The organism is Novosphingobium sp. 11B (assembly GCF_054589055.1).
Window position 1 is genome coordinate 1 of sequence record NZ_BAAILP010000161.1, and the last position, 15,299, is coordinate 15,299.

The following is a 15,299-nucleotide window of genomic DNA, read 5'->3' on the forward strand; positions in this document are numbered from 1 at the left end:
CAGTCACAGCAAAAATGTTGTTAGCACACCCGATTTTGCCGCCAAATCCACTCACCGCAAAATCAGATACTTATGGTCTCGCGTTCCCTGCGTGTTCCGCTAGCACTGTTCAACTTGGGTCTGAGCAGAACGATCAGACCGCGACTACGCTGATCGACAAGCGGGCCGCTAAGTGCGCCGCTTCTCATCTACCGGCAAGTTCGTTTCGGACTTGCCGGATGGCCATTCCGGCAGGGCGCACATCGCTGGATAGCCCGTGTCAGAACGCGAGTTTATCAATCCTGGCTTGCGGCTCGGTAAACCAGCGGGCGCCACCGTCCGCCACGTACATGTGATCTTCCAGCCTCACCCCGAAACGACCGGGGACTACGATCATCGGTTCGTTGGAGAAGCACATACCCGGCTCCAGCAATGTTCGGTCCCCGCGTACAAGATACGCCGGCTCGTGGATCGACAGCCCTATGCCGTGACCCGTGCGGTGCGGGAGTCCGGGCAAGGCGTAGTCAGGGCCAAGACCGGCTTTCGCCAGCACGGCGCGCGCGGCATGGTCGACGCTTTCGCACGGCTCGCCAGGGCGGACCGCATCAAAGGCGGCCTGCTGCGCCTCCTTTTCGATCGCCCAGATATCTTGGATGTCCCCCGACACTGCACCGAAAGCATAAGTACGGGTGATGTCCGAATGGTAGCCCTCGACGGTGCAGCCGGTATCGACGAGGACGAGTTGTCCTTCCTGCAGCGCGCGATCGCCGGGCAGGCCATGGGGATAGGCCGTCGCCTCCCCGAACTGGACGATGCAGAAACTCGATCCGCTCGCGCCCAGCCGGCGATGCGCGGCATCGATGAAGCGGACGACCTCGCTCTGGCGGATGCCGGGCCGCAGAATGCGCGCGGCGGCATGCTGGACCATCAGCGTCATCGACTTCGCCTGTTGCATCAGCGCCAGTTCTGCGGCGGACTTGACCATGCGGCACTGCTTGACCACCGGCATGGCGTCGATCAACCGCGCGGTCCCGGCGGCGCGGATGCGCTCGGCGAAGTGGAACGGCAGTTCGGGGTCGATCGCCAGCGTCTTCGCACCGATCTCGCGAAGGGCATCGATCACCAGTGCCACCGGGTCCTCGTCCTCCTGCCATGACCTGATCTCGACGGGCACCGCCAGATCGGCCTCCAGCGTGCCGATCTCGAAGTGCGGGCAGATCATGATCGGCGTGCGGCCGGGCGCGAGCAGCATCGAAACCAGGCGCTCGGTCTGGCCCCAGGGAAGGCCCGTGAAGTAGCGCAACGATGCACCCGCATCGACCAGCAGCGCATCGGCGCCGAGCTTTTCGGTCAGTTCGCGGGCGCGCTCCATCCGGGCTTCGCGCTCGGCCGGGGCGATGGCGGGAGCGCGGTCGTCCCAGGGGGAGAGCCGGGCGAGTTCGGTTTCTGCGGTCGATCCACCGATCATGTCGTCAATTCCTTAGCAAAACGTGCGATGTCGAACGGCGCCAGCGGTATGACGGGCGGCGTACCGCCGATCATCGCGGCGACCAGCCGCGCGGTTATCGGCGCCAGCGTGAGGCCGAGGTGCTGATGCCCGAAGGCATAGAAGAGGTTATTCGCCTTCGTCGAGCGACCGATCGCCGGAAGGTAGTCCGGCAGCGTCGGGCGGCACCCCATCCAGCGCGTGAACGGCCCCGACACAGGCAGGCCGAGCTGCGCGACGTGCCGTTCCAGCCGCTCCCATTTGCGCGGGTCGGCGGGCGCGTCGGGATGGCCCAGTTCCACGAAGCTGGCGGCCTGCAACGTGTCGCGGTAACGGGTGACGATCATCGCGCGGTCCTCGAACACCACCGGAGGCAGGTCTGCGGGCCAGTCGCTTTCGCGCACTTGCGCGCGAATGTGATAACCGCGTTCGGCGATCATCGGGACGACATGGCCGAGCCCCTCCATGATCGCGCGCGATCGGACGCCCGCGCAGACCAGCACCCGGTCCGCATCGAGCCCGGCAATCCGCGCGCGACCATCGATGAGCGCTAGTTCGGCTTTCGCCTCCATCAACGTACCCCCGCCCTCGACGAAAGCGCGGCGCAGCACTGCTCGCAGATCGCCGAGGTCGGATATCTGCGCAGTGCCCGAAAAGCGCACGGCTCCCGCGATCGGCTCTCGGCACAGGGCGGAAAGCCGCGCGATCTCATCGGACGTAGCGGGATGGACTTGCGCGGTGCCCGTTTCGGCGGCGTCCCAGGCGGCCCGCCCTGTCCGTGCGGCCTCGTCGCCGTGCCACAGTACGAAATGGCCCTGCGTATGCAGCAACTCCGGCGCGCCGATCCGCTCGACCCGCCCCGCCCAGGCCGGCAGCGCCTCGGCCATCAGCGGCCGCATAGCCTCGCAACCAGCGCGAAAACGCGAAGGCCGTGCCGCGGCCAGCAGGCTCAATCCGAACGGCACCCACTGCGCCATCGCGCCGGGTGGAAAAGCCAGCGGGCCGCCGCGCACGAACAGACGGCTTGGCAAGGTACGCACCATGTCCATCGACGCCAGCGGCTCGACCTGCTCCACGGCGATATGACCGGCATTACCCCATGATGCCGCGTGTGCATGCGCATCGTCGTCGACGAGTACGACACGGTGTCCGGCTTCAAGCAGGTCCAGCCCTGCACACAACCCGACGACCCCGCCGCCGACAATACCGATCACCCCCACGAAAACTCCATTGCATTTGTCGGACTATATCGTATACCATATATCAATCGCCATCCTTTCGTACAAGGCTCGATGCGCAAGATGCTTCGCCCAGCTGTCTATCCACCTGCCGCCATGGCGCCCCTGAGTGCCTTTATGGTACCCTTGTGTGCGGGGATGGTGGACCTCGGGCGGAACCTGCCGGACCATCACGCGGTCAGAGTACAAGCGGAGCGATTGCAGGCAGATCGCCAATCATCTACGGTATACGGTAATTTGCTCCGGCGCCATCGCCGCGCCGAGAACCGTATGGAGATCCACAGATGACTATCGTCGTCCGCACGCTTGCCGAACGCATTTTCGACGTGATCCGGGAGAGAATCGTAGAGGGCAAGCTCCCCGTCATGGAGCCGGTGCGCCAAGATGCCCTCGCCGCCGAACTAGGTGTCAGCAAGATCCCGCTGCGCGAGGCGCTGGCCCGCCTGGAACACGAAGGGCTGCTGACCAGCCAAGCCAATCGCGGCTGGTTCGTGCGCCCGATGTCACAGGATCAGGCCGAGGAAATCTACCTCCTGCGCCTCGCCACCGAACCCGCTGCCGCCGCTTATGCCTGCGCCCGCGCGGACGAGAGCGACAAGGAAGCCGCCCGCCGCGCCTTCGATATCCTTGATGCCGCCGCCAAGGGGGATCGCGCCGAAGTCGCTGTGCGTAACCGCGAATTCCACGTCTCGCTGGTCCGCCCGGGCAAGCGCCTGCTCACCACCCAACTGGTCGAGCGCCTTGAAGTGCTGGCCGAGCGCTATGTCATTGCGCACCTGGAGCCCGCCGGGCGCGGCGACCGCGCGCACAACGAACACAGCGAACTGCTCGACACCTGGCTCGCCGGAGACGCGAACACGGTGAAAGACCTGCTTACCGCGCACATTGCCAGCACTCTGGACGATTTGCGCGCCCATTTCACAGCCAGCCAGACCGGCTGAAACATAAAACTTCAGGGGACCTTATGCTCGGACCGCGAAAATCCATTGAAAGACTGTCGCAACGCGAATCCGGGCATTCCCTGGCCAAAACCCTGAGCTGGCCGCACCTGATCGCACTGGGCGTCGGCGCGATCGTCGGCACGGGCATCTACACCCTCACCGGCGTCGGTGCCGAGCGTGCCGGCCCGGCAGTGATCCTCGCCTTCGCAATCGCGGGGGCCGTCTGCGCCTGCGCTGCGCTGGCCTATGCCGAAATGGCGACCATGATCCCGGCAGCGGGCAGCGCCTATACCTTCAGCTACGCCGCGATGGGCGAGACGATCGCCTGGATCGTGGGCTGGAGCCTGATCCTCGAATACTCGCTCGCCTGCTCGACGGTCGCGGTGGGCTGGTCGGGCTATCTGGTCGGCTGGATAGAATCCGCCGGGATACACCTGCCGCACATGCTGCTGGTGGGGCCGCACGGCGGCGGCATCGTCAACCTGCCCGCCGTGCTCGTGGCGCTGGGCGTGATGGGCATGCTGATCGCGGGAACCCGTGAAAGCGCGACGCTCAACATCGTGCTCGTCATCATCAAGCTGGCCGCACTGTCGGTGTTCGTCATCATGGCGCTGCCCGCGTTCCAGTCCGGCCACCTTGAGCCGTTCATGCCCTACGGCTTCGCCAGCACCGAGATCGAGGGCCACAAGCGCGGTGTCATGGCCGCCGCCGCCATCGTCTTCTTCGCCTTCTATGGCTTCGACGCGGTCGCCACGTCCGCCGAGGAAGCCAAGAATCCCGGGCGTGACCTCACCATCGGCATCGTCGGCTCGATGGTCGTCTGCACGCTGATCTACATGGCCGTCGCCGTCACCGCGATCGGCGCCCTGCCGTTCCAGCAGCTCGCCAACTCGCCCGAGCCGCTGGCGCTCGTGCTGCGCAGTCTCGGCCAGCCGGTTGCCGCGCACCTGATCGCCCTTGCCGCCGTGCTGGCGCTGCCGTCGGTCATCCTCGTCATGATGTACGGGCAGAGCCGGGTGTTCTTCGTCATGGCCCGCGACGGGCTGCTGCCCCGCGCGCTCGCCAAGGTCAGTCCGCGCACCGGCGCTCCCACGCGCATCACGCTGATGACCGGCATTTCGATCGCCGTCGTCGCGGGCATCTTCCGCCTCGACGAGATCGCCGAACTGGCCAACGCGGGAACCCTGATCGCCTTCATGTCGGTTGGTGCCTGCCTGATGATCCTGCGCCGTCGCCGCCCCGACCTGCCCCGCCTGTTCCGCTGTCCCAAACCGATGCTGGTCGGCACGCTGACGATCCTGGGCTGCGCCTACCTGCTGTTCAGCCTGCCCAGCAGTACGCTGATCCGCTTCGGTGCGTGGAATGTCATCGGCCTTGTGGTCTACGTGCTCTACGGCCGTTTGCGCAGCGAAGCCGGGCGCGAGGCGGCCGCCGCCGGAGCCTGAAGCCCCCTTCCCTTTTCGTTTCCCAGTCTTCCCTTCAAAGGAGATCGCGATGTCGCGCGCCCTGTTCGCCGCTGCAGCCCTTGTCGGCACCTGCCTTTCCGCCGCTCCCGCCCTTGCAAAGAGCGCCTATGACGGCGTCTGGTTGTTCGATGAAGGCCAACCCAACCTCAGGCCCAATCCCGGCGTCACGATGATGGAAGTGGCCTCGAAGGGCGGGAAGATCACCGGCAGCGTCACCACCCAGTGGTACGGCCCGGTCGAGATGCAGGATCCGCACGTCGAGAACGGCGTGCTGCACTTCACTGCCCGCAACATAAACGATCGCGAGCATCCCACCCGCGACTGGAGCGTCACGCTCGAAGCCGGGAAAGCCCACCTCAAGGGCCAGATCTGGGAATCCGAGGTAGACGGCTTCGGCCGCCCCGGCACTGCGAAGGACGCAAAGGCGCGCGCCTTCAGGTTCACCGCCCTGCCCGCGCTCGGCGCGCCGATCCCCAAAACGCTCGCCGCCACGCCGCCGATGGGCTGGAGCAGCTGGAACAAGTTCGCCGAACACATCGACGACAAGACCGTACGCGCCATGGCCGACGCTATGGTCTCCACTGGCCTGCGCGACGCGGGCTATACTTACGTCAACATCGACGACGGCTGGCAGGGCAAGCGCGACGCCAATGGCGTGCTCCAGCCCAACGCCAAGTTCCCGGACATGAAGGCGCTGACCGACTACGTCCATTCCAAGGGCCTCAAGATCGGCATCTATTCTTCGCAGGGGCCGCGCACTTGCGCCGGGTACGAGGGCAGCTACGGCCACGTCCAGCAAGATGCGAAGACGTATGCGGAATGGGGCTTCGACTACCTGAAGTACGATCTGTGCTCCGGCGAATGGTTCTATGCCGATGCCGACACCGTCCAGCGCAGCTACCATGAAATGGGCGCGGCGCTGCAGGCGACGGGGCGCGACTTCATCTTCTCCCTGTGCGAATACGGCCGTTTCGACGTGGGCCGCTGGGGCCGGGACGTCGGTGGCCAGCTGTGGCGCACGACCGGTGACATCACCGACGACTACCCCACGATGGCGAAGATCGGCTTCGACAAGAACGGCAATCCGGACTGGGCCGGCCCGCACGGCTGGAACGACCCGGACATGCTCGAAGTCGGCAACGGCGGCATGAGCGCAGACGAATACCGCACCCACATGACCCTGTGGGCGATGTCCGCCGCGCCGTTGATGATGGGCCATGACTTGCGTGAAACCTCGCCGGAAACGCTGGCGATGCTCACCAACAGGCGCATCATCGCCATCGATCAGGATGCGAAAGGCGTACAGGGCAAGGCCGTGCGCAAGGACGGTGCGACCGAGATCTGGGCCAAGCCGCTCGCCGACGGGCGCGTCGCGCTGGCGCTGTTCAATCGCGGAGATGCTGCGGTCTCGCTCGCCATCACGGCCCAGGACGCGGGATTACGCGAAATCACGCAAGTGCAGGATGCATGGTCGGGCGCGACTTCGCCGCGACCAGCGACAGCATACGCCATCCCGGCGCGCGGCGCGGCGCTGATCGTCGTCTCGGGAAAATAAGGCCCGGCGCCGCGTCGGAGCCTCTTTCGACGCGGCGCATCCTGCGGCACACACGTCTCGTCACAAATCTACGATATTTCGTATACTATATTTGACTTGTCCGACTAGATGACGCATCCTCCTGGCATCAACAAGGGAGTGACATTCATGAGGGGTCATCACAGGAAACTTTATTGCGCGGTTGCGCTGGCGGCGCTTGTCGCCGGCACCGCGCAGGCACAGGACCTGCCTGCCGACGGCGCGGAGGCCGCACCCGCGAACGACATCGTCGTCACCGGCACCCGCATCAAGCGCGCCGACCTGCAAAGCAACAGCCCGCAGACGATCGTCGGTTCCGAAGAATTCCGCTACCAGGGCGCGACCACCGTGGAGCAGGTGCTCAACCGCCTCCCGCAGTTTACCGCCGACGCCAACGAGAACGTCTCCAACGGTTCCGACGGCACCTCCAAGATCAACTTGCGCAACCTCGGCTCCAACCGCGTGCTGGTGCTCATCGACGGCCAGCGCATGATGCCTTCGCAGGCGGTCAACCTCAGCTTCCTGCCTAGCAGTCTGGTCGAGCGCGTCGACGTGATGTCGGGCGGCGCCTCTGCGGTCTATGGTTCGGACGCGCTTTCGGGCGTCGTCAACTTCGTGCTGAAGAAGAACCTCGACGGCGTCCGCGTCGATATGCAGACCGGCTTCGCGCAGCATAACAACAACAATTCCGCCATGCGCAGCCTGCTCAGCACCAAGGGCTACGACTTGGCGCCCAGTTCGGTGATCGACGGCGGCAAGCAGGATATCACCGTTTCGGCGGGCAAGAACTTCGCCGACGGGCGCGGCAACATCACCGTTTACGGCGGCTACCGCAGCTTCAGCCCGGTGCGCCAGTCCACCCGCGACGTGTCTTCTTGCGCGCTGCAGGACCAGAACAACGGCACCGAACTGTTCTGTGGCGGTTCGAGCAACTCGCCCTTCGGCTCCTTCGTTCCTTTGTCGGACAAGAGCGCCTTCCAGGGCCAGACGCTGGTCAACAACCGCAATGGCGACGGCACGCTGGTGCCCTACGACAACTCCTACGCTTACAACTACGCGCCCGACAGCTACTTCCAGCGTTCCGACGAGCGCATCACCGCTGGTGGCTTCGCACACTTCGAATTCAGCAAGGCGGCCGAACTCTACGGCAGCTTCATGTACATGCACGACCAGACGTTCTCGCAAGTCGCGCCTTCCGCGATATGGCTGGGGACCGCGTTCCCGATTTCCTGCAACAACCCCTATGCCAGCGCCAGCCAGCTCCAGACGATCTGCGGCAGCGCGGCGGGCACCAACACCACCGAGGACGCGCTGGTCGCCTACCGCACCGATGTGGCCCCGCGCCGGGACAACTTACGCTTCAACGACTTTCGCTACACCGCCGGCCTGCGCGGCGACCTGGGCAGCGGGTTCAGCTACGACGTCAACTACATGTACTCGCTGGTCAAGTACAAGGAGACGTACCTCAACGACGTGAACCAGGTGAAGGCCGGTCGCTCCCTCAACGCGATCAGCGTCAACGGCGTGCCGACCTGCCGCTCGGTGATCGACGGAACCGATCCGGACTGCATTCCCGTCAACGTCTTCCAGCCCGGCGGTGTGACGGCGGAGCAGGCCGCCTACCTGTTCGGCGAAAGCAACACCGCCTCGCGCAACTCGCTGAGCGTCTTCTCCGGTACGCTGAGCGGCGACCTCGGCCAGATGGGCGTCACTCTGCCCTGGGCCACCAAGGGCGTCGCCATTGCGCTGGGCGCCGAGCGCCGCCGCGAGACGCTGAACTTCACCGCCGACGAAGTCGCGCAGCAGAACGGCACCGTCAATTCCGACGGCATCATCAGCGTGACCGAGTTCTACGGTGAAATCGAAGTGCCGCTGATCGAGGACAAGCCGTTCTTCCGCTCGCTGACAATCAACGGCGGCCTGCGCTATTCGTCCTACGACAACAAGCAGAACTCGACCGGCTACGGTTCGAGCTACAATGTCTGGACCTACAAGGGCGAACTGAGCTGGCAGCCGATCGACGATCTGCGTATCCGCGCCAGCTACAACCGTGCCATCCGTGCGCCCAACGTGGGCGAGCTGTTCGCCTCGCAGTCGGTCGGCAACGTTGCGGCGCAGGACCCCTGTGCGGGCGCCAACCCCAGCGCCTCGCTGGAAATCTGCCAGCTTACCGGGGTGACGGCGGCGCAGTACGGCCGTATCGTCGAATGCCCGGCAGCGACCTGTTCGGCGCTCGGTGGCGGCAATCTGGCGCTCAAGCCCGAGACCGCCGACACCTACACCGCAGGCGTCGTCATCACGCCGAAGTTCCTGCGCAATTTCTCGCTGTCGATCGACTACTACAACATCAAGGTGAAGGACTACATCGGCTCGATCGCGCCGTCGCTGATCATCGGGCAGTGCGCGGAAACCGGCGATCCGTATTTCTGCGGGCTGTTCAAGCGTGACTCGCGCTCGGGCGCGCTGTTCGGCCAGAACGCGGGCTACATCGTCTCCACGACGATGAACACCGGCTACCTCAAGACCTCCGGCATCGACATCAATGCCGACTACACGTTCGACATCGGCAATGCCGGACGCATCAACGTGGGCGTGGTCGGCACCTACCTCATCAACCAGGTGTCGCAGCCGGTTCCGGGCCTGGGTTCCTACGACTGCAAGGGCCTGTTCGGCTATACCTGCGGCCAGCCTTCCCCCGAATGGCGTCATGTCGCGCGGTTCACCTGGATGGCTCCGGGCGACACCGTGGTCTCGCTGTCGTGGCGCCACATCGGCGGCACCACGCTGTCGAGCCTGAACGACAACCCGCTGCTGAGCGCGCCGCAGACGGTCGTGAACAGCAAGATCAAGCCCTACAACTACATCGACCTGTCATTGACCCAGACGATCGACAAGCGGCTCACCCTGCGCGCGGGTGTGAACAACCTGTTCGACAAGGATCCGCCGGCACTCTCGGCCGGGCTGCTCCAGCTGTTCGGCAACGGCAATACGTATCCGGGCGTCTACGACGCGCTGGGCCGCACGATCTTCGTGGGGGCCACGGTCAACTTCTGATCCGAAAGACGGGCGGCGGCCTACCCTCACCCATCGAGCGCCGTCGCCCGCGGAGTGACCCGCCCGGTTCCAAGGAGCCGGGCGGGTCTTTTTTGTTCAGGGCCTGCCGATGGTGAACGACCAGGTCACCGGCTGCAACGCGATGCGGTAGGGCATGTGCGCACGGCCATCGAGGCTCCAGCCGGTATCACCGCCGACCCCGGCCTGCGCGGCATCGATCAGCAGCGTGCCGTTGCCATGCGGGCGAATGTCCGAACTATGCGCCTTGCCGGGGGCTTTCAGGTCGAGATCCGCGTAAGGAAACGCCAGCGCGTTGACCGAAAGCGGCTGCGCGCCCGTGACGCGCAGGCCGGTATGTCCGCCGGCCAATTCGATCCAGCGCACGTCAGTCTTGTTGCCGCTCTCCTGCGGGCGGGCATAGCCGTGGTACTGGTCCGCCAGCTTGCCGCCCCAGCGCGCGATCATGCCGCCGCTCTTACGGTCCGCATAAGTCTCCTGAGGCCCGCGCCCGTACCAGCGCACGGTGTCGAGCACCGGCGACATCTCGAAGGCAAGGCCAAGGCGCAGAGGGTCGGGAAGCGTATCGCGCACCGGTTCGAACCGCGCGGTGACGCCGACGGTGCCGTCCGCCGCCATCGTCCAGCGGGTCTCCATCTTCACGGAGCCCACGCCCATGTCATGCCGCACGACGATCGCATCGCCATCCCGTGCGACGGATTCCACCCGGCGGTTCCGCGAGAAATGCTGCCACATCGCATGGGATTTGGGCACGCCCGCACCGACGTCGTTGTCGGTCGGCGCGCGCCAGAAGTTGGGCGCGCCGCCGGTCAGCAGGACAGTGCCGCCCCTTGCGTAGCGCCGCACGAGGCCGGTCGCGCGATCGATCTCCAGCACCGCATCGCCAGCGGTGAGGCGCAAAGTACCGTCGTCCTCCTGCGGCACAACAGCGCCAGCCGGGACATCCACCAAGGCGGCCGGTGACAGCGCGAACTGCTCCCAACCGACGACGTGCCCTGCAGGCTGCGTCGGCACCGTGCCCGCCTTCGCCCTGGCACGCAGAGTCAACAGGCGCTCGGCCGAGGCTCCCATCGCCGCCGGGACAGGGACCGCAAGCGGTGCGCTGCCGCCTGCCGCAACCACGGGCACGGGCAAGGTCCCGCGCGCGGTCTCCACGCCGTCTTCGGTCACTGCCCAGTCCAGCGTGAAGCCGGAAAGGTCGATATGATCGTGACGGTTGACCACGCGGTAGCCGCCCGCGTACTGCATGAACGCCACCGGCGACTGTACGTGCGCCAGTTCGTAGTATTCAGGATCGGGCGTGCGGTCGGACCGGATCACGCCGTCGCCGACCGGACTGTCATCCCCATGGACGCCGGGCGCGGCGGGGTCCGGATCGAAGTCCACTCCTTGCGCCCAGTAGTCCCGCCCTTCGGCGTCCTGCAGCAGCATGGTCTGGTCCACCCAGTCCCATACGAAGCCGCCCTGCAGCTTGGGATGGCTGCGCATCGCCGCCCAGTAACCCGCCAGATCGCCTAGGCTGTTGCCCATCGCGTGCGCGTATTCGCACAGGATCAGCGGCTGGGTGAAGGCGGGGTCGGCGGCGTAGTCCAGCATCTTGGGCACGTCGTCGTACATCGGCGCGAAGATATCGACGTAGGCGTTGGTCGGGTGGCGCCAGTTGCTCATGCTCCAGCCGAGGAAGCTGACGAGGCGGGTCGGATCGCTCGCCTTCACCCACTTCGCCGCCGCCTCAAAGCTGTCGCCGATACCCGTCTCGTTGCCGAGCGACCAGAATATGATCGAGGGATGATTGCGGTCCCGCTCCACCATGCGGCTCACACGGTCGAGATGGGCGATCCGCCACTTCGGGTCGTTGCCGAGGAGGTACGACGGATCGTTGCCATGCTCCTGCGACAGCGAGAGGTAGCCGTGGCTTTCGATGTTCGCCTCGTCCATCACGTAGAGGCCGTATTCGTCGGCGAGGTCGTACCAGCGCGGATCGTTGGGATAGTGACTGGTGCGCACGGCGTTGACGTTGGCCGCCTTCATCAGTTCGATGTCGCGGCGCATCGTCGCTTCGGAAACGATGCGGAAAGTGTGCGGGTCGTGCTCGTGCCGGTTGACGCCGCGGATCATGATGCGCCTGCCGTTGACGCGCACTTCGCCCCCGGCGACTTCCACCGTGCGAAACCCGATGCGGCGGCTGGTCGCCTCTATCAGCCTGCCCTGCCCGTCCAGCAGTTCGACCAGCAGCGTGTAAAGATTGGGCGCTTCCGCCGTCCATGTCCGCACGCCGGACAGCGTGGCGGCAAGGGACAGCGTGCCCTGCCCGGCCATTTCGCGCGTCAGCACCTGCCGCTTGCCGTCCAGCACCGCCATGCGCACGCGCATGGCGGCAGGCTTGCCGCCCAGATCGACCTTCACGCTGAGGCTGCCGTCGCGGTAGCCGTTCTCAAGCCCGGCATCGACGACGAGATCGCGGATATGCGTCGGCGGCGCGGCATAGAGCGTGACGCTGCGCTCGATCCCGTTGACGCGCCAGAAGTCCTGATCTTCAAGGTAGCTGCCGTCAGCGAAGCGGTAGAGTTCGATCGCCACGGTATTGCTGCCCGCATGCGCGTAGGCCGTGACGTCGAACTCGGCCGGGAGCTTGGAATCCTCGGAGTAGCCCACCCGCTGCCCGTTGACCCAAACGTAATACGCCGCGCCCGCCGCGCCGATCGTCAGCAGCAGGCGTCGCCCGGCGAAGTGTGGCGGCACGGTGAAGTCCCGCCGGTAGGAAACGACTTCGTTGACGCTATGCTCGATCTTCGGCTGATTGCGCGGGAACGGATAGCCGCTGCCCACGAAGACCGGGCGACCATGCCCCTCGGCCTGGAGGATGCCGGGGACTTTCATGGTGCCCCATCCGCTCACATCGAAATCGGGCCGGAAGAAGTCCGCCGGGCGGGTCTCGGGCGTGGCGGAAAGCTGGAACTTCCAGTCCCCGTCGAGCGAGAGGTGATAGCGCGATCTGCCCACGTCGCGCGAAAGCGCACCCGCGCGGCTTTCGAAGCCGTCGAAGGTGGTGTGCATCGGCTCCGCGCCCTGCCGGACGATTTCAGGCTGCTCCCACTCCGCCGCAGGTGCGTCTGCAAGGGCGGGACTGGCAAGGAGGCATGCGGCAAGCGCCGCCATGCTGGTGTGGACGGAGCGCATGTCGGTATCCTCTCGTATCGTTCGCGGGGGGCGTGGCGCGCCTTACTGAAGGGCGTGCACGAAGAAATCGAACTGGCGGCGCGTCACATAGTCGATCGGCCCGCTGGAGCGGCCGACGCTGTGCTCGCCGCCCGGGATGACCAGCAGATCGAAGTCCTTGTCCGCCTTGATGAGCGCATCGACCACCTGCATGGTCGATGCAGGGTCGACGTTGCTGTCCTGCTCGCCGACGATCATGAACAGCTTACCCTTGAGGTTCGCGGCGTGATCGACGCCCGATGCGGCGGCGTAGCTGGCATCGACCGGCCAGCCGAGCCACTGTTCGTTCCAGCTGATCTTGTCCATGCGGTTGTCGTAGCAGCCCGCCATGGCGACCCCCGCCTTGTAGAAATCGCCGTGGAACAGCAGCGCGTTCAGCGTGCTCTGCCCGCCCGCCGAGGCGCCGTAGATGCCGACGCGGCTTATGTCGTACGCCGGATCGCGCGCGGCCATGGCCTTGTGCCAGGCGATGCGATCGGGGAAGCCGGAATCCTGCAGGTTCTTCCACGCCACGTCCTGGAACGCCTTGGAACGATTGGCCGTGCCCATCCCGTCGATCTGCACGACGATGAAGCCGAGGTCGGCCAGCGCCTGCATGCCGATCACCTTGTCGCCGCCCGAATGGTAGCCGAAAGGCCAGAAATGCTTGGGCACGAAGCTGTCGTGCGGACCAGCGTAGATGTTCTCGATCACCGGATACTTCTTCGCCGGGTCATAGTCGCGCGGACGCACGACGAGGCCCCAGATATCGGTCTTGCCGTCACGCCCCTTCGCGCTGAACACTTCAGGCGCACGAAAGCCCGCAGCGGCAAGGCGCGTGATATCGCCCTTGGTCACGGTCGAGACCGGCGCGCCGTCAGCCGCGCGGCGCAGGACGCTGACGGTCGGCAGGTCCACCCGCGAATAGGTATCGACCAGGAACCGCCCGTCCGGCGAGAGACTGGCGACATGGTCGGCCCCCTCCGGTGTCAGTGGGACAAGGTTGCGCCCGTCGAAATCGACGCGATAGTAGTGCCGGAAGTACGGATCCTCGCCTGCGTTCATACCGCTGGCGGCGAACCAGATCTGGCGCTTGTCCTCGTCGATCCTGACGACATCACGCACCACCCAGTCGCCTTTGGTGATGCGGTTCTTCACGCGGCCCGTGCGCCCGTCGATCAGATAGAGGTGATTCCAGCCGTCGCGTTCGGATGCCCAGACGATCTCGTTGCCCGCCTTGCCTAGTTCCGAGGCGAAGCGGCGATCGGCATAGACGAACGTGCGCGCATCCTCGGTGACGGCCGCGTGAGCCTTGCCGGTGGCGGCATCCACCGCGACGATCCGCGCCTGCCCGAAACCGCGCCGCACGTAATCGAAAGCGACGCTTTGGCCATCCGGGCGCCAGCGCGGCGCGGAGAGTTCATAGGCATTGGGAAACAGCGCGGGATCGATCACCGTCTGCCGCCCGCTCTCGACGTCGAACAGCACCGGCTGCTCGATATCCACCGCATCGCCGGGCTTGGGATAGAGCTGGCTGCGCAGCACCGGCTGCAATTGTCCTTGCGGCGCCGCTTCCACCCGCAGCACATGGCGCGCGTAGCCCGGCCGCACGCGGTAGATCATCAGATGGCGACTGTCCGGCGACCACGCGATCGTCTCGGGGTCGTAGAAGTCTCCCGCCGAACCGTCCGTGCTGAGCTTTACGAGATCGCCGCCCTTGCGGCGCACCACGAGGTTGTCGCCCTCCACGAACGCCTCGCGGCTGCCATCGGGCGACAGGCGCGGATGGTTGTCCGCCGGGACCGACAAGTCGCGCACCACGCCGAACCCGCGCGGGCGACCGGCATTGACCTGTGCCTCGCAGCGGTAGTCCGCCAATGTGCAGCGCCAGCCCTCCTCATCCAGCCAGAAGGTGATGACCTGCGGGTCACCGGCATAATCGAACTCGGCGAAGGGCAGGCGCAGCGGCTGCACCGGACGGCCGAGCGCCCGCGTCAGTTCGCGTGCGAGCCGTTCGTGATCGAAGGCGAGGGACTTCTTCAGCGTCGCGGCATCGACCGTCTCGAACGCGAACCCGCCCTCCACGGTCTTGCGATACGTGAACGCGGTGGAATCCGGCGTCCAGTGCGCAGGCCAGGCGATTTCGCGCGTGAGGTATTGCCAGTCCTCGCGCAGCGCAACCGAGCGATCGATTTGCTCGCGAGTGGGCGCCGCGAGCGCCGGAGTGCAAAGCAATACGCCCGCAAGGACGCCGGACAGGGACAGGCGGCGTAGCGCGCGGGACATGGCAGACCTCTTCGACGAAGACAGTGCCGCCGGGCCGCACATGTGCGCGGCCCGGCGGTC

Annotated in this window: 8 protein-coding genes; 4 read left to right on the forward strand and 4 right to left on the reverse strand. The window is 65.7% G+C overall.

Features of this window, described 5'->3' with window-relative positions; all coding sequences use genetic code 11:
* Positions 1–259: 259 nt before the first annotated feature.
* Positions 260–1,447, reverse strand: coding sequence for a M24 family metallopeptidase (locus tag ACYPYD_RS14880; RefSeq protein WP_459663931.1), 1,188 nt, complete (start codon positions 1,445–1,447; stop codon positions 260–262).
* A complete protein-coding gene (locus ACYPYD_RS14885; protein WP_459663933.1) occupies positions 1,444–2,685 on the reverse strand; it encodes an NAD(P)/FAD-dependent oxidoreductase in 1,242 nt (413 codons plus the stop codon). Before ACYPYD_RS14885 ends, ACYPYD_RS14880 begins: the two co-directional genes overlap by 4 nt.
* Before the next feature lie 302 nt (positions 2,686–2,987).
* Here ACYPYD_RS14885 and ACYPYD_RS14890 point away from each other — a divergent pair, with 302 nt between their 5' ends.
* The 4 genes from ACYPYD_RS14890 to ACYPYD_RS14905 all read left to right on the forward strand — a co-directional run bounded on the left by ACYPYD_RS14890 (position 2,988) and on the right by ACYPYD_RS14905 (position 9,737).
* Complete coding sequence (locus ACYPYD_RS14890; RefSeq protein ID WP_211151763.1) at positions 2,988–3,644, forward strand: GntR family transcriptional regulator; 657 nt, start codon at positions 2,988–2,990, stop codon at positions 3,642–3,644.
* A gap of 23 nt (positions 3,645–3,667) precedes the next feature.
* Positions 3,668–5,089: an amino acid permease gene (locus ACYPYD_RS14895; RefSeq protein WP_211151764.1), complete on the forward strand. Its 1,422-nt coding sequence runs from the start codon at positions 3,668–3,670 to the stop codon at positions 5,087–5,089.
* 49 nt (positions 5,090–5,138) lie between these two features.
* Positions 5,139–6,665: a glycoside hydrolase family 27 protein gene (locus tag ACYPYD_RS14900; RefSeq protein ID WP_459663935.1), complete on the forward strand. Its 1,527-nt coding sequence runs from the start codon at positions 5,139–5,141 to the stop codon at positions 6,663–6,665.
* A 147-nt stretch (positions 6,666–6,812) separates the two neighbouring features.
* Complete coding sequence (locus ACYPYD_RS14905; protein ID WP_459663937.1) at positions 6,813–9,737, forward strand: TonB-dependent receptor; 2,925 nt, start codon at positions 6,813–6,815, stop codon at positions 9,735–9,737.
* Between the two features lie 96 nt (positions 9,738–9,833).
* On the opposite strand, the gene ACYPYD_RS14910 is transcribed toward ACYPYD_RS14905, so the two are convergent.
* Together ACYPYD_RS14910 and ACYPYD_RS14915 are read right to left on the reverse strand one after the other, a co-directional pair.
* Complete coding sequence (locus ACYPYD_RS14910; protein WP_459663939.1) at positions 9,834–12,935, reverse strand: glycoside hydrolase family 2 TIM barrel-domain containing protein; 3,102 nt, start codon at positions 12,933–12,935, stop codon at positions 9,834–9,836.
* 42 nt (positions 12,936–12,977) lie between these two features.
* Positions 12,978–15,239 (reverse strand): S9 family peptidase, encoded by a 2,262-nt coding sequence (locus ACYPYD_RS14915; protein ID WP_211151767.1) that lies wholly within the window; start codon positions 15,237–15,239, stop codon positions 12,978–12,980.
* Positions 15,240–15,299 lie beyond the last annotated feature (60 nt).

What these genes read in the sequence shown, in the direction of transcription:
- ACYPYD_RS14880 (WP_459663931.1), bottom strand. Translation starts at nt 1,447, where the DNA reads ATGATCGGTGGATCGACCGCAGAAACCGAACTCGCCCGGCTCTCCCCC.
- ACYPYD_RS14900 (WP_459663935.1), top strand. Translation starts at nt 5,139, where the DNA reads ATGTCGCGCGCCCTGTTCGCCGCTGCAGCCCTTGTCGGCACCTGCCTT.
- ACYPYD_RS14905 (WP_459663937.1), top strand. Translation starts at nt 6,813, where the DNA reads ATGAGGGGTCATCACAGGAAACTTTATTGCGCGGTTGCGCTGGCGGCG.
- ACYPYD_RS14910 (WP_459663939.1), bottom strand. Translation starts at nt 12,935, where the DNA reads ATGCGCTCCGTCCACACCAGCATGGCGGCGCTTGCCGCATGCCTCCTT.
- ACYPYD_RS14895 (WP_211151764.1), top strand. Translation starts at nt 3,668, where the DNA reads ATGCTCGGACCGCGAAAATCCATTGAAAGACTGTCGCAACGCGAATCC.
- ACYPYD_RS14915 (WP_211151767.1), bottom strand. Translation starts at nt 15,239, where the DNA reads ATGTCCCGCGCGCTACGCCGCCTGTCCCTGTCCGGCGTCCTTGCGGGC.
- ACYPYD_RS14890 (WP_211151763.1), top strand. Translation starts at nt 2,988, where the DNA reads ATGACTATCGTCGTCCGCACGCTTGCCGAACGCATTTTCGACGTGATC.